At 68.0% G+C, this 16,477-nt stretch carries 15 protein-coding genes and 3 tRNA genes; 12 read left to right on the top strand and 6 right to left on the bottom strand.

Annotation, left to right across the window (positions count from 1 at the left end; translation table 11 throughout):
* Positions 1 to 78: 78 nt before the first annotated feature.
* Positions 79 to 549 (top strand): carboxymuconolactone decarboxylase family protein, encoded by a 471-nt coding sequence (locus ACWW1C_RS23945; RefSeq protein WP_455980576.1) that lies wholly within the window; start codon positions 79 to 81, stop codon positions 547 to 549.
* Here the strand turns inward: ACWW1C_RS23945 and recD are convergent.
* From recD to ACWW1C_RS23915, 6 genes are all read right to left on the bottom strand, one after another.
* Positions 546 to 2,267, bottom strand: coding sequence for an exodeoxyribonuclease V subunit alpha (recD, locus tag ACWW1C_RS23940; RefSeq protein WP_455984414.1), 1,722 nt, complete (start codon positions 2,265 to 2,267; stop codon positions 546 to 548). The genes ACWW1C_RS23945 and recD overlap by 4 nt on opposite strands.
* 29 nt (positions 2,268 to 2,296) lie before the next feature.
* Entirely contained in the window at positions 2,297 to 5,605 is a 3,309-nt protein-coding gene (locus tag ACWW1C_RS23935) for a UvrD-helicase domain-containing protein (RefSeq protein ID WP_455984413.1), read from the bottom strand.
* Positions 5,605 to 8,907 carry an exodeoxyribonuclease V subunit gamma gene (gene recC / locus ACWW1C_RS23930; RefSeq protein WP_455980575.1) on the bottom strand — a complete coding sequence of 1,101 codons (3,303 nt, stop codon included), beginning with the start codon at positions 8,905 to 8,907 and terminating at the stop codon, positions 5,605 to 5,607. Before recC ends, ACWW1C_RS23935 begins: the two co-directional genes overlap by 1 nt.
* A 47-nt stretch (positions 8,908 to 8,954) precedes the next feature.
* Entirely contained in the window at positions 8,955 to 9,653 is a 699-nt protein-coding gene (locus tag ACWW1C_RS23925) for a crotonase/enoyl-CoA hydratase family protein (RefSeq protein WP_455980574.1), read from the bottom strand.
* A gap of 77 nt (positions 9,654 to 9,730) precedes the next feature.
* Positions 9,731 to 10,567: a hypothetical protein gene (locus ACWW1C_RS23920; RefSeq protein ID WP_455980573.1), complete on the bottom strand. Its 837-nt coding sequence runs from the start codon at positions 10,565 to 10,567 to the stop codon at positions 9,731 to 9,733.
* A gap of 99 nt (positions 10,568 to 10,666) precedes the next feature.
* Positions 10,667 to 11,380: an MBL fold metallo-hydrolase gene (locus tag ACWW1C_RS23915; RefSeq protein ID WP_455980572.1), complete on the bottom strand. Its 714-nt coding sequence runs from the start codon at positions 11,378 to 11,380 to the stop codon at positions 10,667 to 10,669.
* 247 nt (positions 11,381 to 11,627) lie between these two features.
* Here ACWW1C_RS23915 and ACWW1C_RS23910 point away from each other — a divergent pair.
* The 11 genes from ACWW1C_RS23910 (at position 11,628) to rplA (ending at position 16,404) form a co-directional block, all read left to right on the top strand.
* Positions 11,628 to 11,700: transfer RNA gene (locus tag ACWW1C_RS23910), tRNA-Thr, on the top strand.
* A 67-nt stretch (positions 11,701 to 11,767) separates the two neighbouring features.
* A tRNA-Met gene (locus ACWW1C_RS23905) sits at positions 11,768 to 11,844 on the top strand.
* Between the two features lie 36 nt (positions 11,845 to 11,880).
* A complete protein-coding gene (rpmG, locus tag ACWW1C_RS23900) occupies positions 11,881 to 12,048 on the top strand; it encodes a 50S ribosomal protein L33 (RefSeq protein ID WP_003881823.1) in 168 nt (55 codons plus the stop codon).
* A gap of 9 nt (positions 12,049 to 12,057) precedes the next feature.
* The gene (gene hadA, locus ACWW1C_RS23895) at positions 12,058 to 12,534 is read left to right on the top strand and encodes a (3R)-hydroxyacyl-ACP dehydratase subunit HadA (RefSeq protein WP_455980571.1); all 477 of its coding nucleotides are present in this window, start codon (positions 12,058 to 12,060) and stop codon (positions 12,532 to 12,534) included.
* Positions 12,521 to 12,949: a (3R)-hydroxyacyl-ACP dehydratase subunit HadB gene (gene hadB / locus ACWW1C_RS23890; RefSeq protein WP_455980570.1), complete on the top strand. Its 429-nt coding sequence runs from the start codon at positions 12,521 to 12,523 to the stop codon at positions 12,947 to 12,949. Before hadA ends, hadB begins: the two co-directional genes overlap by 14 nt.
* Positions 12,950 to 12,952: 3 nt before the next feature.
* Positions 12,953 to 13,465 carry a (3R)-hydroxyacyl-ACP dehydratase subunit HadC gene (gene hadC / locus ACWW1C_RS23885; RefSeq protein ID WP_455980569.1) on the top strand — a complete coding sequence of 171 codons (513 nt, stop codon included), beginning with the start codon at positions 12,953 to 12,955 and terminating at the stop codon, positions 13,463 to 13,465.
* A 144-nt stretch (positions 13,466 to 13,609) separates the two neighbouring features.
* Positions 13,610 to 13,682, top strand: a tRNA-Trp gene (locus ACWW1C_RS23880).
* Positions 13,683 to 13,745: 63 nt separating this feature from the next.
* On the top strand, positions 13,746 to 14,207 hold the full coding sequence (gene secE / locus ACWW1C_RS23875; protein WP_455980568.1) for a preprotein translocase subunit SecE: 462 nt from the start codon (positions 13,746 to 13,748) through the stop codon (positions 14,205 to 14,207).
* 52 nt (positions 14,208 to 14,259) lie between these two features.
* A complete protein-coding gene (nusG, locus tag ACWW1C_RS23870; protein ID WP_455980567.1) occupies positions 14,260 to 15,111 on the top strand; it encodes a transcription termination/antitermination protein NusG in 852 nt (283 codons plus the stop codon).
* Positions 15,112 to 15,181: 70 nt separating this feature from the next.
* On the top strand, positions 15,182 to 15,613 hold the full coding sequence (gene rplK / locus ACWW1C_RS23865; RefSeq protein WP_138232256.1) for a 50S ribosomal protein L11: 432 nt from the start codon (positions 15,182 to 15,184) through the stop codon (positions 15,611 to 15,613).
* A gap of 80 nt (positions 15,614 to 15,693) precedes the next feature.
* On the top strand, positions 15,694 to 16,404 hold the full coding sequence (gene rplA / locus ACWW1C_RS23860) for a 50S ribosomal protein L1 (protein ID WP_455980566.1): 711 nt from the start codon (positions 15,694 to 15,696) through the stop codon (positions 16,402 to 16,404).
* Positions 16,405 to 16,477 lie beyond the last annotated feature (73 nt).

Here is a 16,477-nt window from a genome sequence, read left to right as displayed (position 1 = left end):
TCGCCTTCCCGGCTGCGTACCATCGTCGCGTTCGCTCAGACCATACCCGCGCCGTCCTGCGCAACCTGAAAGCAGGCAATGGACACCACCGAACCGGTTCCCGCGCACGTGCACGTCGACAAGCAGTCGCCCCATGCCTACCGGACGCTGGTGGCGGTCGCCACCGCGGTCGGCAGGACCGCTGCCGAGGCCGGGTTGCCGCCGGCGCTCGTGGAGCTGATCAACACCCGCGTCTCCCTGCTCAACGGCTGTCCGTCGTGCCTGGAGATTCACCACCGCCGCGCGGTGAAGGCCGGCGTGACGGACAAGCAGCTGGCGACATTGCGCGCCTGGCGGGACACCGAGCTGTTCTCCGAGCAGGAACGCGCCGCGCTGCGGCTCGCCGAGATCACGACCACGCTGCCCGACCACGACATCGCCGAGCGTGAATACGCAAGGGCGCGGGCGGTACTCAACGACGATGAGGTGTCCGCGGTGATCTGGGTGGCCACCGCGATCAACGCCTTCAACCGGGTGTCGATCCTGAGTCGCCACCCGGTGCGGCCCTAGGTACTGGCCCGCAGCCGGTCCCGCAGGCCCGAGGCGCGCAGCGCCTGGCGTTCGACCGCGGCCCGCACCTCGTCAGCGGACCCGACGATGCGCACCTTCTTCTTCGCGCGTGTGACCGCGGTGTAGAACAGCTCGCGGGTCAGCAGCCGGGAGTCGGCGGGCGGCAGGATCACCGTCACCTCGTCGGCCTGCGAACCCTGACTCTTGTGGATGGTCAGCGCGTACATCGTCTCGACGTCGACGATGCGGCTCGGTGAGAACTGTTGCGTCGCAGTCGCACCCGCGATGTACACCTGGACGCCGTCCGGCCCCGCGGCCACCAGGCCGGTGTCGCCGTTGTAGATGCCCAGCGCGTAGTCGTTGGAAGTGACCAGCAGCGGCCGACCGGGATACCAGGGCGACCAGGTGGCCTGTCCGGTCTCGTCGGTGAGCCAGCGCTCGACCTGACGGTTCCAATGCCGCACCCCGTAGGGCCCGTCGCGGTGTGCGCACAGCAGGCGGTGCTCATCCATCGCCGCGAGACCGTCGTCACCGGCGCCCAGCAACGCACACTCACGCACTTTCAGCGCGTGGCCCACCAGGACCGGGCGCAGCACCGCGGCCGGCTCGGCATCCTCGACGAACTCGATCGCGGCCTCGCCGGCCCGCAGCAGGGTCAGCACCTGGTCCGCGTCACCGGCCCGGATCGCTTCGGCGAGCCCGCCGATCGCCGCCCCGAACCGGTGTGTGGTGTGCAGCGCGGCGATCTGGATGGCGGGATGGTCAGCGAGCCCGTCGACCAGGTCGGCCAGCACGGCGCCCGCCTGGACCGAGGTCAACTGGTCGGGGTCGCCGACGAGCAGCAGCCGGGCGTCGGGCCGAACGGCTTCGAGCAGCCGGGCCATGAGAGTCAGTGACACCATCGAGGTTTCGTCGACGACGACGACGTCGTGCGGCAACCGGTTGCCGCGGTGGTGCTTGAACCGCGAGGCGCTGTCGGGACGCCCGCCGAGCAACCGGTGCAGCGTGACGGCCCGTAGCCCGCTGAGCCGCTGTTGATCCGCGGCCTCGAGTCTGGCCACCTCGGCCGAGACCGCCTCCTGCAGTCGGGCGGCAGCTTTTCCGGTCGGCGCCGCGAGCGCGATCCGCAGCCGGCCCGGGTGCGCGGCCTGCGCCAGGAGCGCGAGCAACCGGGCCACGGTCGTCGTCTTGCCGGTGCCGGGACCACCGGTCAGCACGGTCACCGGCTGCGTCAGCGCGAGCTGCGCGGCGGCCCGCTGCTCGGCGAAATCCGGTGGCGGGAAGAGCCGGTCGAGCTCGGCGTCGGCGACCGACTGCGACGCGCGCGCCGACAGTGCCAGCAGGTCGGTGCACACCTGCTGCTCTTCGCGCCAGTAGCGGTCCAGGTACAGCAACCGCTCGTGGTCCAGCCGGATGGCCTTGCCCAGCAACGGACTACCCGCGACCGCGGCGATCAGCTCGTCAGGTGCCGGCCAGGGCAGGTCGCCGCCGCCGGCGGGGGCGCCGATGTCCCGGGCGACCGTGGTGAGGTCGACGCACACCGAGCCTTCGCGCAGCGCCCGGACCGTCAGTGCGACCGCGAGTGCGACGACCTCGCTCGCCTCCTCTACCAACACACAACACCTTTGGGCCACATGCACATCAGCGGCAGTCAGTACGCCGGCGGCGTTGAACATCGCCAGCAGGCCCGTGGCCGCCGGTACCTGACGCCAGTCCATGGGGTCGGGTGTTGTTTCGAGCGCTGCCGTCATGCCGCCGTCCCCCGGTCCAACAGATCGGACAGCCGGGCCACCAGCTCGACCGGCGGCTGCCAGCTGAACACCCCGCACGGGTTACCGTCGACCACGGGGGTCGCCGCACCGCACATGCCGCGGACGAACAGATAGGCCACACCGCCCAGGTGCCGCCCCGGTTCGTAGTCCGGTAGGCGCCACCGCAGGAACCGATGCAGCACAACCGAATACAGCAGGGCCTGCAGCGGATAGTCGGAGTGCATCATGGCCTCGGCGAGCCTGGGTGCGGTGTAGTCCGCCGCCGTGTTCTCGGCGCCGAAGTCGCCCAGCCTGTTGGTCTTGTAGTCGACCACCAGATATCGGTGGCCGCCATCGCTCGGCACCCGCAGCACCGCGTCGATGGACCCCGACAGATAGCCGTGCAACCGCTGGTGTCCCAGCGGCTCGGCCTGCAGGCGCGCGCCATACGCGGACAACGGATCCGACGCCGGCAGCAGCTCACTCACCACCGCGCCCACATCGCCGAGGCGGATGTCCAGCGCGGCATCGGGCCGGTTCTGGCCACCGCCCAGCGGCATCTCGAAATCCAGTTCCCGCAACCGATCCCGCAGTCCGATCTGCCGCAGCGTCAGGCCCGGGGCCAGCGGACCGAGCGGGGTGTCGTGCATCGGCACCAGGGCCGAGGCCAGCTCATCCGTGGGCACCTCGACGTTCCACAGCCCCGCCTGCTCGTCGATCCGGGCCGCCAGTTCCGCGGTGAGATCCGAGGTCAGGGGATCGGCGCGCTCCAGCACGGCGTGCACCAACGAGCCGAAGGCGGCGCCGGCGGGCAGCTGTGCCATCGGTGACGGCAGGTCGCCGGGCAAGGGCGACGGCGCCTCGGGGACGACACCGGCGGACTCGTCGTCCCGCAGCGCGGTGTCCGGTTCGCTGCTCACCGCCTGCCCGTCGTCGTGCACGACGCGCACCAGCGCCGAGTACGACGTCCGTCGCCAATGGGTGTCGATACTGCGATGGAAGTGCCGCACGTCCAGGTCCGCCGGGGTCTCCGGCGCCGGCGGCGGCATCGGGATCACGGGGTCGGCCGCCTCGACCACCGGACCGCCCGCGTGCTCCCACGCGGTGAAACACGCCAGCGCATCGTCGTCGGAAAGTGTCTGTGGCGTGGCGCAATCCGGCACCGCGGCGGCGCCGGGCCGGCGGCCGCGCAGCAGCCGCGACAGGCCACCGTTCTGCTCGTCCCGCGATGGCGCCCACCACGCCACGACCTGCGACTGTGCCCGGGTGAGCGCCACGTAGGTGAGCCGGACATTGTCCCCGGCCGTCTCGGCCAGGCCCGCCTGCTCCGCCGCGGCCCGGTCCGTGGCCCCGGCGCCACCGAGATGCAGGCAGCGGGTGCCGTCGGTGTCGTGGAACCGCAGCACCGTGTCGGCCTTGACGAATCGGTTGAACCCGAACGGCAGGTACACCACGGGGAACTGCAGCCCCTTGCTGCGCCACACCGTCATGATCTGAACCGCGGCGGCGTCGCTGTCCAGTCGGCGGTTGCGTTCGGCCGGCCCACCGCGGTCCTTCATCTGGCGGCGCAGCCAATCACGCAGGGCGGGCAGGTGATAGCGCTCGCGATGGGCGGTTTCGTGCAGGAGTTGGCTGACGTGCGCCAGATCGGTCATGTGACGTTCACCGCCTCGATGTCCGAGGACCCGTTCGGGCAGACCCATTGCCACGGCCGCCTCGAACGCCGCCGCGATACCGCGATCCCGGGCCAGCCCGGCCCACTGTCGGATGGTGGTGGTGAGCTGATCGGTCAGCTCGTCGCCGCCGGTGGCCAGGTCGGCCGCGCGGTGCCCGAAGAACATGGTGGTCGCGGCGGCCCGGACCACGCCGCTGCGGTTGGGGGTGTCGAACGCGTCGAGCAGCCGCAGCCACTCCGCCGCCGCGGCCGAGGCGAACACATCGGTATCGCCCGAGTAGACCACCGGAATACCCAAGTCCAGCAACGCATCCCGGCACGGGATGGCGTCCAGGCCACTATCGACGATCACCGCGACGTCGCCGGCGGTCAGTGGCCGGCCATCGAACTGTGCGCCGCTGGCCAGCAGCACCGAGATGTCGGCCGCGAGATCCTTGGCGATGTAGGGCCGCAACTGGCCGATCGGGACCATCCGGCGCTGCGGCGTCCCGAATTCCGTGCGCGCCACCACCCGTAACCGGAACGGATCGTTATGCGGGGCTCCGGTGAGCCGGTGGCTGTCGGTACGTGCTTCGACGGGGTGCACCACGATGTCGGCGTCGCCGAGGGCCGCGCCCTTGAGCACGGTCTGCAGTCGGTCCACCAGAACCTTGTCGCTGCGCCAGTTCTCGGCGAGCGTCAGGCGCTGGCCGGCACTGCGCGCGGCATCCAGGTAGGTGACGATGTCGCCGCCGCGGAACGCGTAGATGGCCTGCTTGGGATCGCCGATCAGGACGACGGCGCTGTGCCCGACGAAGGCCCGCGAGATCACCTGCCACTGCACGGGGTCGGTGTCCTGGAACTCGTCGACCATGACGATCGGCCAACGTCGACGCATCCGGTCGCGGGCGGGCGCATCGGGCTCCTCCAGCGCGGTGGCGAGCCGGCTCAGCAGGTCGTCGAAGCTCAGTACGCCCAGCCGGCGCTTGCGGCGTTCGAGTTCTTCGAGCACCGCCCTTGCGAACGACAGCCGCTGCGCCGCAACGCTGTCCGGGTCGGCCGTCACGGGCCGCAGCTGCGCGCCGGGATCGCCGACGACCCGTTTGGCCAGGTCCAGCGCATCGGCGAAGCTCAGCGCGGGCTCGTCACGCTGGTCTCCGTAGACCGTCAGGTACAGGTCGGAGACGATCTCGGCCACCAGATCGTCGAGGCTCTCCACCAATTGGGACCCGGAGTCGGTGTCGCCGGCGATGCCGAGGGAACGCAGCACCAGCCCGCAGAACTCGTGCGTGGTGGCGATGGTCGCGGCGTCGAAATCCGACAGTGCGTCGCGTAGCCGGGCGCGGCGCAGGACCAGCTCGTCGGGCGTCGCGTCGGCCAGGTGCCGGATCAGATCGTTGTCCTCCGCAGCCGGATCATCCAGCGCGGCAACAGTCTTCACCAGCTGTGCACGTACCCGCTCACGCAGTTCCCGAGTGGCTGCCCGGCTGAACGTGATCAGCAGCATCTCGTCCAGCGTGGCGGCGCCCTCGGCGATGTACCGCGTCACCAGACCGGCGAGGGCATAGGTTTTGCCGGTACCGGCGCTGGCTTCCAGCACCGTCGTCGTCGCGCGGTCGGGCAGCGGGCCGAGCAGATCGAACGCGTCCATCAGATCCGCCGTTCCGCGTCGAGCAGCGGCTGCCACAGCCGGCGAGCGTAGGCGCCCAGCCGACTGGTCTCGCCCCGGACGGCGACTTCGTCGGGCCGCGGCGGATCGAGCAGCACGTGCAACGGCGCGCCCGGGCCCCATACTTCGACGTACTCGGCACTGTCTTTCTCCCAGCGCCACTCCGACTCGGCCCCCCGCTCCGGTACCGGGTCGTCGAATTGTCGTGCCCGGGCCCATTCCAGCGACGTCTTCAAGGGCAGCGGCAGGGGTTCGCGGCGGCCCGCGTCGTAGATCGCGACCAGGTCACGCAACACCGAAAGCGGTTGCTCGGGAGGCTGATATGCCATGGCCTGCATGGTGTTCCGCGGACCGCGACCGATGCAGTACGCCTCCCACTCGCGCTCCGGTGCGGCCGCAGCCAGAGCCATGAGGGTGACCCAGGACTGCAGCCGATGCTTGGCGCCCAGCTTCGAGTACGTGACCGTCACGGTGCGGTCCTGCCACAACGGGGCGACGGTGCCGGTGAGCCGGCGGCCCATGCCCAGGTCGCCGATGTCGACACTGATGTCCAGCGCACTCGCGTCGCCCCGCTGCAGCGACCGGGCGGCGGTCGCCAGTTCGATGGCTTCACCGCGGATTTCGTTGGCCTGACGCCAGCCGAGCCGGCCCGGCGGCAACGTGCCGCGCCGCCACTCCGCACCGATGACGAAGTCGGGGTCCCGGCCGATCTTCAGGTCGTCGAGCATGCGCTCCCCGACTGCCCACTTGCCGAGGCCGTCGATCGCGACCGGGATGGCATCGGACAACTCGTCGGCGTCCCACGGCAGCGTGTAGTCCAGCGCCCGGAAGAAGCCCTTCACCGGGTTCGCGAAGAACCTCAGCAGCTCGGCGAGTTCGACATCGCCGCATGGCGATTCGTCCAGCGGGCTGTCGATCAAGCGCGGCTTCGGCCGGCGCTCCCCGAGGACGGCCCTCGCCCCGCGCAGAGCCGCCGGGTCATAGGTGAACGGCCGGTCCGGCACCAGCCGGTCGCGGGCGACGGTGCGGATATCGAAGGGCTGCAACGGATGCTCGGCGACGATGCGGTCGCGGACAGGTTCGGTGGTGGTCCGGTCCAGCGCGTCGAGCAGCTCCTGCACCGGGACCGCGGGCGGCCGGTGCTCACCGGAGTGCTCGTCGGTCCCGGTGTAGGTGATGACCAGGGTGTCGGTGGCCGAGCAGATGGCGTCGAGCAGCAGCTGCCGGTCCTCGGACCGGATGTCGCGCTCGCCGGTGAGCGGATGACGGGCCAGGACGTCGTCCCCGTCGGCGATGTTGGTGCGCGGGAAGACGCCGTCGTCGAGCCCGACCAGACACACCACCCGGTGCGGCACCGAGCGCATCGGGACCATGGTGCACACCGTGAGCGTGCCGGTGCGGAAGTTGGCGCGGGTTGGCCGCCCGGCGAGTTGCCGGTGCAGCAGGGACCGCACATCAGGCAGCCGCAGCGTCGTGCCGGACCGAGAACCCGCGTGGGTCAACACTTTCGCCAGTTCGCGATCGAGTTGCGCCTGCTGCCACTGGTCATCCGGGCCGACGCGCGTGAGCTGTGCGATGCCGTCCCGCAGCACCTCGACCCAGCCGTCGAGGGGCTGCGCGCCGGTGAGGTGGTCCACGACGCCGCACAACCGCTGCACGTATTCCGCCAGCCGGCCGGCCAGCTCGACGCGGTTCGAGTCGACGTCGTCGAGCGGCAGCGCGGTGCCGAGCCAGTCCTGCGAGTCGTCGGACATCGCGGCGCCCACGAGCAGTCGGTCGACCCCGAACTGCCAGGTGTTCTGCGGGTACCGCTGCAATGCGTACGGGGTGCGGTGCGCAGCGTCGAAACCCCACCGGACACCGGCTGCGCCAACCCATTCGGTGAGGTCCACCAGGTCGTCGTCGCCCCACGCGAAGCGGCGGCGCACCGGCTCGCTGTGCGCCAGGCTCAGCACCGCACTGGCGGTGGCCCGGCCGTCGGCGATGTCGAGGAGTTCGGCCAGTACCCCGAGCAGGGGATTGGTCTGGGTCAGCGCGCGGTCGGCCAACCGGACCCGCAGGCTCTGCGCCGGGTGGCCGAGGTCGGCGTGCTCACCCGCTCCGAATGCCGCGGTGATCAGGGGTGCGTAGGTTTCGATGTCGGGGCACATCACCAGGATGTCGCGCGGCTGCAGGGTCTCGTCGTCGTCGAGCAGGCCCAGCAGCACATCACGCAGGACATCGATCTGCCGGGCCGCACCGTGACAGCGATGGATCTGCACGGACCGGTCGTCCTTCGCGAGCCCTCGCCCGCCGGGCCGCACCTCGTCGGCCGAGATGTCGGACTGCAGCCGGCCCAGCAGCGTGTCCGGGAATCCGGTGCGGGGATGGAACTGATCGGTCTGTGCGGCGGGCAGGCCGCGTTGCAGCTCCCGCAGGTCGCGGCCGAGGGTCTGCAGCAGTGGGTGGCCCACCCGCGACCGGCTGGTGTCCGCGCGCCGCGGCTCCTGGCCGCGCAACTCGGACAGCGACTGCCACAACGGGTCGCTGGGATGCGGCAGCCACAGGTGCAGATCGTGGTGGGTGGCCAAGGCGCCGAGCAGTTCGAGGTCTGCCGCGGGCAACCGGGTATGCCCGAACAGCGATAGTCGCGGTGGCAGCTCGGACGGCGAATCGATCAGCCGGGCAAGGGTTTTCGCCTGACGAACCGGCGGCGGATCGGCGTCGACACGTTCGGCGGTGGCCCGCCACAGGTGCGGTTGCCAGAGCAGGTCGTCGTCCAGCCGGCCGCCCGCTCCGTCGGAGTCGCCGCCCGCCAGCCAGTCGGCGAGCATCGCCGGCCGGGCTTTGGCGTAGGTGTCGAACAGACCTGCCAGCCGCCGGGCCACCGCGTACCGACGGCCCTGCCGCAGCTGAGTTTCCTCCGGATTGCCCAGTTCTGCGCAGCCCAGGTGCGCGGTCAAAGTGTTCGCCCACGCCGGACGGGTCACCACCACGGAATCGATGACCTCGAGCAGCGGCCACACCAGGGCGTCGGGTTCCCACGGGTTGTCGTCCACCGTGCCGGTGATCTCGGCGAGAAGCGATGTGGGGGAGCGGAATTCGATGCCCGCACACACGCCGTCGTGCGCCGCGCCGCTGCCGAGCACATGTGACAGCTGCTGGCTGAGCCAGCGTTCCATGCCGCGCGCGGACACCAGCACAAGCTCGGCGGCGAACGGGTCGGACAGCGGCTCGGCGAGCAGCGCACCCAGCCCGGCGGCCAGCGCGCCGGTGTCTTCGGCTCGGTGCAGGTGTAGCGCCATCGGCTCACCTTAGGTCGGGCGACCGACAGCTTTGTCGCTGTGTGGCGTTACCCGCCGAACTCGGCGGCCAGGCCGTCGATGCCGGCCTGGATCGCGGCCAGTCCGTCGGCGCGGGCCTTGAGCTTGCTCGCGAGGTGGTGCTGGGTGTGCAGCGTCGCGGCGAATCCGGCGGCCACCTCCTGGGCGCGGCTCAGCACCTCGTCCGGCGCCACGACCTCGTCGAGCCAGCCGCCGGCGCGGGCCTCTTCACCGGTGAACGTCGCGGCCAGGCCGACCGCCCGCTGGAAGGCCGAATTCGTCAGCCGCATGCGGAGGATTTCGATGCAGGACTGCGGCACCGTCATGCCGATGGCCACCTCGTTGGCCTGACAGCGGGTCTTCTCCGAACCGATGCGGTGGTCGCCCGAGCACAGCAGGAACGATCCGCCGGCGACGGCCGGCCCGGTGGCGGCGACCACCACGGGGACGGGGAAACGCAGGATCCGGTCCATCAACTCGATGCCGCCGCGCAGCATGGCGAACCCGGCCGCCGCGTCTCCGGAGCCGAAGATGGCGAGGTCGAACCCGGCGCTGAGCACCCGGTTGTTGCCGGCCAAAACGACGGCCTTCACGTCGTCGGCCTGCTCGGCCTGGTCCAGCGCGGCGTGGATGTTCTGCTGCATCGTCGGGCTCAGGACGTTGACCTTGCCGTCGTCCAGCGTGATCGTGGCAACCGCATCGGTCACGGAGTAGGTGACGGTGCTCATCGGTTCTCCCTCGGTCGGTTCCCTCGCCGGGAACGGGTGTGAGCCGATGCTAGACGGGCCTCAGGCGGCGGCCGCCGTCAGTGGACGGCGTTGCGGTGCCGGCCCTTGGGGCCGTCATCGAACCACGTGATCTCCAGTTCGGTGGTCTCGTCGGCTTCCCGGCTGCGCCAGCGGTCCTGGGTTTCCCGGACCGCCCGGTTCATGCGGTCGATCTCGGCGCGGAACACCTCGGGCCGCGTCTCCTTGGAGGCGTAGTGGAAGTACGTCAGCACGCTGCGGAGCAGCTCGAGCTTCTGCTTCTCCCGCTTGGCGAGGTCGTGCGTCGTCATCAGCTCCAGCCGTTGCACGGGCTGCAGCGCCGCCCAGTCGAGCACCGCCTTCGACTCGAACTCGCGGGGCTGCGGTCCGAACCGGGACTTCTTTCCGGCCGCGGGCGCCGGCATGTCGTAGTAGGTGAGCGTCCCCTCGAACCGGGACCGGATCGACCCACCCAGCTCCTCACGGCTGATCGCCGAGTCCCATACGGTTCGCCACTCCTGGCCCGGAGCCAGGATCGAGAGTTCGCTGGGCAGCCGCAGCTCGGTGACGTCGAGCTCGCCGTCGTGGTCGGAGTCCTCGTAGATGGCGACGGTTGGGTGGTTCGTGAAATCGAAGGAGATGTTGTGCGCCGCGGTCTGCCCGAAGTTGCGGACGACCAGCTCGATAACGTGCCAGTCCGACGCGTGCGGCTCCATGAACATCGTGACCTGCGGACGGACCTGATCCCGCTTGAGCTGGCGATTCTTGGACAGCTGGCGGTTCACCGCGATCAGCACGACGATGCCGAACGCCAGCGCCGCCCAGGCCGCGATGGCCAGCCAGCCGCCTGATCCCAGGCCCGTCAGATCGTCCCAGCGTTGAGATATCCAGTCCACCGCGCCATCCAGTCGTCAAGTCACCGATCGGTTATCCGACACAGATACTAATTTTCGCTGGTTGACTTGTACAACGGAGAGCGAAAGGTAGCTGCGGCGCTAGCCGCCCATGAGCATGCGCCACTGGTCCAGGTCGCGGGCCCGGTAGACGTAATTGGTGCGACGGACATCGTCGAGCGGCGCGCTGGGTTCGGCCGAGTACCAGTGGCCGGGGAAGACCGTCGGATCACCGGGCAACGCGGCCAGTGCCTGCAGGCTGCGGAACATGTCGTCGACGTTGCCGCCCGGGAAATCGGTGCGCCCGCAGCCCTCCAGGAACAGGGTGTCGCCGGCCACCAAGCGGCCGTCGAGCAGGAAGCACTGGCTGCCCGGGGTGTGACCGGGGGTGTGCAGCAGCTCGATCGGCACGGCCCCGACCTGCACGACGTCGCCGTGCTGGTGGGATGTCAGCTCCGACGGCGCGATGCCGGTGACCCGGGACACCCAGTCGGCCTCGTGGGCGTTGACGTGCACCGGCACACTGACGCGCTCGAGCAGTTCGGCCAGGCCCTTGAGCTCGAAGCCCATCATCGAGCCGCCGACGTGGTCGGGGTGATGGTGGGTGACGAGCACGCCGGACAGGTGCATGCCGTCGGCCTCCAGGGCGTCGACCAGATCGCCCGCGGCGTAGGCCGGGTCCACCACCACACAGTCGCCGGTGTCGCGATCGCCGATGAGGTAGGCGAAGTTGCGCATCTGCGCGGCGATCGGATCGGTCGCCGCAAAGTCGCGGCCGGCGAGCAACTGACGGAAATACAGGCGGTCATCAGGCATGCCGACAGCCTAGGAGGGTGGCCGGCCCGCGATGAAGTGCGTGGCTTCAATCTCCCAGATGCGGTGATCGAGGCGGCTCTGGTCGAAGCGAGGGGCAAAACAGGCGCAAACCTGCGACAGGCACACTTCGGTGAGTCAAAATAGTGCGGTTAAGCTGCCGTTTTGGCAGGTGAAACAGCGAGACGGTAACCTCTTTAAGGCCCACGGGGTAGACGGTCGTAACCGACAGTTCGAAACCGCGGGTCAGGCCCCCTTAGCTCAGTCGGCAGAGCGTTTCCATGGTAAGGAAAAGGTCAACGGTTCGATTCCGTTAGGGGGCTCGGTGGACATATGGCGAGCGGAGCGACGGAAGTAAAAATCCGCCGCTGCGCCGCCTGTGTCTGTCGGGGCGGTGTAGCTCAGCTGGTTAGAGCGCACGACTCATAATCGTGAGGTCGGGAGATCGAGCCTCCCCACCGCTACCAGCACGTAAAAGATTTCGAAGCGAAAGAGGCAGAGACGTGGCGTCGAGTACCGACGTACGGCCGAAGATCACCTTGGCCTGCGAGGTGTGCAAGCACCGTAACTACATCACCAAGAAGAACCGGCGCAACGACCCGGATCGTCTTGAGATCAAGAAGTTCTGCCCGAACTGCGGTACGCATCAGCCGCACAAAGAGTCGCGTTAGCCACTCGTCGTGGGTCTGGCGGACATCGTCGGGTATCACTACCGGCATCCCGAGTGCTACGAGGTCGGGCGCGAGAAGATTCGTGAGCATGCGACCGCCGTCCAGAACGACGACGCGTGCTTCCACCACGAGTCGGCGGCCGCTGAACTCGGCCACGACGCGCTGTTGGCGCCGCTGACGTTCATCAGCATTTTCGGCTATCAGGCGCAGCTGGCGATGTTCGAGGACGCCGGCATCGCCATTTCCGATGCCCAGATCATTCACGTCGACCAAGAGCTGAAGTTCCTGGCTCCGATCAAGGCCGGCGACAAGCTGTTCTACGACGTGTACGTCGACTCGTTCCGCCAGGCGCACGGCACCGACATCATCGTGACCAAGAACATCATCACCAACGATCGTGGTGAAGTTGTGCAGGAGGCCTACACGACCCTGGCGGGTCGCTCGGGTGAAGACGGAGATAAGGGGTTCTCAGATGGCGCTTCGTGAATTCGGATCGGTCAAGGTCGGCGACGAGCTGCCCGAGAAGATCATCAAGCTGACCCGGCAGGACCTGGTCAACTACGCCGGCGTTTCCGGCGACCTGAACCCCATTCACTGGGACGACGAGATCGCCAAGCAGGTCGGTCTGGACACCGCCATTGCGCACGGCATGCTGACCATGGGTCTCGGCGGCGGTTTCATCACCAACTGGGTCGGCGATCCGGCTGCGGTCACCGAGTACAACGTCCGCTTCACCTCGGTCGTCCCGGTCCCCAACGACGGCATCGGCGCCGAGCTGGTCTTCAGCGGCCGCGTGAAGTCGGTCGACGAGGACGCTAAGTCGGTGACCATCGCGATTTCCGCCACCACCGGCGGCAAGAAGATCTTCGGCCGCGCTGTCGCGACCGCGAAGTTGGCGTAGCTCATGGCGTTGAAAGCCGACATCCTCGGGATGGTTCACAAATACCCCGAGGTGTTCACGGTGGGGCGCGAGCAGGTCCGCCAGTTCGCCAAGGCCGTTAAATCGGAACATCCGGCATCGATGGACGAAGCGGCCGCGGCCGAGTTGGGCCACGACACCCTGGTTGCCGGACCGACGTTCGTGTCGATCGTCGCGCTGCTGGTTCAGCAGGACTTTTTCCGGACCGTCGATGTCGGCATGGAGACCATGCAGATCATCCAGGTCGACCAGAAATTCGTCTACCACCGCCCGATCAAGGTCGGCGACCGGCTGCACGCGACCGTCGAGTTCATCTCGGTCGACCACAAGTTCGGTGCAGACATCGTCGTGACCCGCAACACCCTCACCGACGATGACGGTGGCGTCATCATGGAGGCGTTCACCACGCTGATGGGTCACGAGGGCGACAATTCGGTAGGGGTGCATTACGACCGCGAGACCGGCCAGGTCCTGCGGTCGGCGGCAAAGGCGGATTAGTAACTCAGACTGGGGCCGTTGTACACTCGGTCCTCGGGGATCCACCCTTTTCAGCGCGCTGTCCGTCGGTTACAGATCGGCCGATCGGAGAGCGCGCGAACTGTGTGAGGACCCAACCGGAAGTGCCGACGATGTCGGTGCTGAAGGGGCGTAGCTCAATTGGCAGAGCAGCGGTCTCCAAAACCGCAGGTTGCAGGTTCAAGTCCTGTCGCCCCTGCTCAACTGAATACCGATGTGGACACTGGAAATGTGACCACCTGGAACAGACGAAAGGCATGCGGTGAGCGACGAGCGCGATAGTGCCGGCTCCGCAGGCGCCGGTACTGAAGCGGGCACCGACGCGGGCGAAAGCGAGTCGCAGGGCCAGACCGCAGTTGTGACGCGCCCGGCGCGTCCGACCGGAAAGCGGGCCCGGCGGGCCGTCGAGGTCGACGAGTCCGAATCCGACACCGTCGAGACGGACGCCGACACCGAAGACGGCGCGGTCGACACTGACAAGAAATCGAAGAAGCGCGACAAGCCGAAGAAGGCCGCCAAGACCGGCCCGTCTCGGAACCCATTCGTGTTCGTCTGGAATTACCTCAAGCAGGTCGTCGCCGAGCTGCGCAAGGTCATCTGGCCGAACCGCAAGCAGATGATCGGCTACACGACCGTCGTGCTGGTGTTCCTGGTCTTCATGGTGGCGCTGATCGGTGGGGTCGACTTCGGTCTCGCCAAGCTCGTCATGTGGGTGTTCGGCTGACGCCGAGCGCCCGCCGCGACGAGCTCAAGAACGTAAGAGAGGACTGACTACCGTGACTTTCGATGGCGAGACACCTTCGGATGAGTCCGACGTGACCGCCGAGGCAGTCGAGTCGGTGGAGACCTTCGAAGAAGCAGCCGACACCGTGGACGCTGACGACACCGCCGGTGCCGACGACGCCCAGGCCGACTCGGCCGACGCTGCAGAAGCGCCCGAGGCTACCGACGCGGTTGTCGACGAGACGGTGGAAGCCGCCGCCGAGGAGCCCGAGGACGAGGATCCCGCGGTCGCGCTGAAGAAGCAGCTGCGTCGCCAGGCAGGCGAGTGGTACGTCATCCACTCGTACGCCGGTTACGAGAACAAGGTGAAGGCCAACCTCGAGACCCGCGTGCAGAACCTGGACGTCGGCGACTACATCTTCCAGGTCGAGGTGCCGACCGAAGAAGTCACCGAGATCAAGAACGGCCAGCGCAAGCAGGTCAACCGCAAGGTGCTGCCGGGTTACATCCTGGTCCGCATGGACCTGAACGACGAGTCGTGGGGCGCCGTGCGCAACACCCCGGGTGTGACCGGGTTCGTCGGTGCGACCTCGAAGCCGTCGGCGCTGTCGCTCGACGACGTCGTCAAGTTCCTGCTGCCGCAGGGCGCCGCGAAGAAGCCCGCCAAGGCGACCTCGGCCGCCGCTGCGTCGGGCTCCGACAGCGAAGCCAGCTTGGCGCGTCCGGAAATCCTGGTCGACTTCGAGGTCGGCGAGTCGGTCACCGTCATGGACGGCCCGTTCGCGACGCTGCCCGCGTCGATCAGCGAGGTCAACGCCGAGCAGCAGAAGCTCAAGGTGCTGGTGTCCATCTTCGGACGCGAGACGCCGGTCGAATTGACCTTCACTCAGGTCAGCAAGATTTAATCGCGATTGCGAACTCGCGATTAGCAGGACGTAGTCGCGCCGCGGCTACCTAGAAAGGAACACCACACCAATGGCCCCGAAGAAGAAAAAGGTCGTCGGGCTGATCAAGCTGCAGATCCAGGCCGGCGCGGCCAACCCCGCCCCGCCCGTGGGTCCGGCGCTCGGCCAGCACGGCGTCAACATCATGGAGTTCTGCAAGGCGTACAACGCCGCGACAGAAAGCCAGCGCGGAAACGTCATCCCCGTCGAGATCAGCGTCTACGAGGACCGCACGTTCACCTTCGTTCTGAAGACCCCGCCGGCTGCCCGGCTGCTGCTCAAGGCTGCGGGTATCCCGAAGGGTTCGGCCGAGCCGCACAAGACCAAGGTCGCCAAGATCAGCTGGGACCAGGTCCGCGAAATCGCCGAGACCAAGAAGGAAGATCTCAACGCGAACGACATCGACGCCGCTGCCAAGATCATCGCCGGCACCGCGCGCTCGATGGGTATCACCGTCGAATAGTTCGACTAGTTCGACCCTGAAGCAACACGTGGAAGAGCCCGCTTCGGCTCGCTAACCACACCTCTGAACTGGAGATTCAAATGAGCAAGAACAGCAAGGCATACCGCGAAGCTGCCGAGAAGGTGGACCGCGACAACCTGTACACCCCGCTCCAGGCCGTCAAACTGGCCAAGGAGACGTCCTCGAAGAAGCAGGATTCGACCGTCGAGGTCGCGATCCGGCTGGGTGTTGATCCTCGTAAGGCAGACCAGATGGTGCGTGGCACCGTCAACCTGCCGCACGGCACCGGTAAGACCGCCCGCGTAGTGGTGTTCGCGGTTGGTGAAAAGGCCGAGGCCGCTGTGGCCGCCGGCGCCGATGCCGTCGGTAGCGATGACCTGATCGAGCGTATCCAGGGTGGGTGGACCGACTTCGACGCCGCGATCGCGACGCCGGACCAGATGGCCAAGGTCGGTAAGATCGCCCGCGTCCTCGGCCCGCGTGGTCTGATGCCGAACCCGAAGACCGGCACCGTCACCCCGGATGTGGCCAAGGCCGTCAACGACATCAAGGGCGGCAAGATCAACTTCCGCGTCGACAAGCAGGCCAACCTGCACCTGATCATCGGCAAGGCGTCGTTCGACGAGGTCAAGCTGGCCGAGAACTACGGTGCCGCGCTGGACGAGGTGCTGCGCGCAAAGCCGTCGTCGTCGAAGGGTCGTTACCTGAAGAAGGTCGTCGTCTCGACGACCACCGGCCCGGGCATCCCGGTCGACCCGGCCGTCACCCGCAACTTCACCGAAGAGGCCTAGGCCCCAAGCCGAATCTCTTCAAAGGGACCCCCGTACGACTTCGGTCGTACGGGGGTCCCTTTTTTCGTAGGTC

Source organism: Mycobacterium sp. HM-7 (genome assembly GCF_053852335.1).
This window is presented reverse-complemented; position numbering and strand designations above follow the sequence as displayed.

What these genes read in the sequence shown, in the direction of transcription:
- rplK (WP_138232256.1), top strand. Translation starts at nt 15,182, where the DNA reads ATGGCCCCGAAGAAGAAAAAGGTCGTCGGGCTGATCAAGCTGCAGATC.
- ACWW1C_RS23915 (WP_455980572.1), bottom strand. Translation starts at nt 11,380, where the DNA reads ATGCCTGATGACCGCCTGTATTTCCGTCAGTTGCTCGCCGGCCGCGAC.
- hadC (WP_455980569.1), top strand. Translation starts at nt 12,953, where the DNA reads ATGGCGTTGAAAGCCGACATCCTCGGGATGGTTCACAAATACCCCGAG.
- ACWW1C_RS23935 (WP_455984413.1), bottom strand. Translation starts at nt 5,605, where the DNA reads ATGGACGCGTTCGATCTGCTCGGCCCGCTGCCCGACCGCGCGACGACG.
- rplA (WP_455980566.1), top strand. Translation starts at nt 15,694, where the DNA reads ATGAGCAAGAACAGCAAGGCATACCGCGAAGCTGCCGAGAAGGTGGAC.
- recC (WP_455980575.1), bottom strand. Translation starts at nt 8,907, where the DNA reads ATGGCGCTACACCTGCACCGAGCCGAAGACACCGGCGCGCTGGCCGCC.
- ACWW1C_RS23945 (WP_455980576.1), top strand. Translation starts at nt 79, where the DNA reads ATGGACACCACCGAACCGGTTCCCGCGCACGTGCACGTCGACAAGCAG.
- hadB (WP_455980570.1), top strand. Translation starts at nt 12,521, where the DNA reads ATGGCGCTTCGTGAATTCGGATCGGTCAAGGTCGGCGACGAGCTGCCC.
- recD (WP_455984414.1), bottom strand. Translation starts at nt 2,267, where the DNA reads ATGGACTGGCGTCAGGTACCGGCGGCCACGGGCCTGCTGGCGATGTTC.
- ACWW1C_RS23925 (WP_455980574.1), bottom strand. Translation starts at nt 9,653, where the DNA reads ATGAGCACCGTCACCTACTCCGTGACCGATGCGGTTGCCACGATCACG.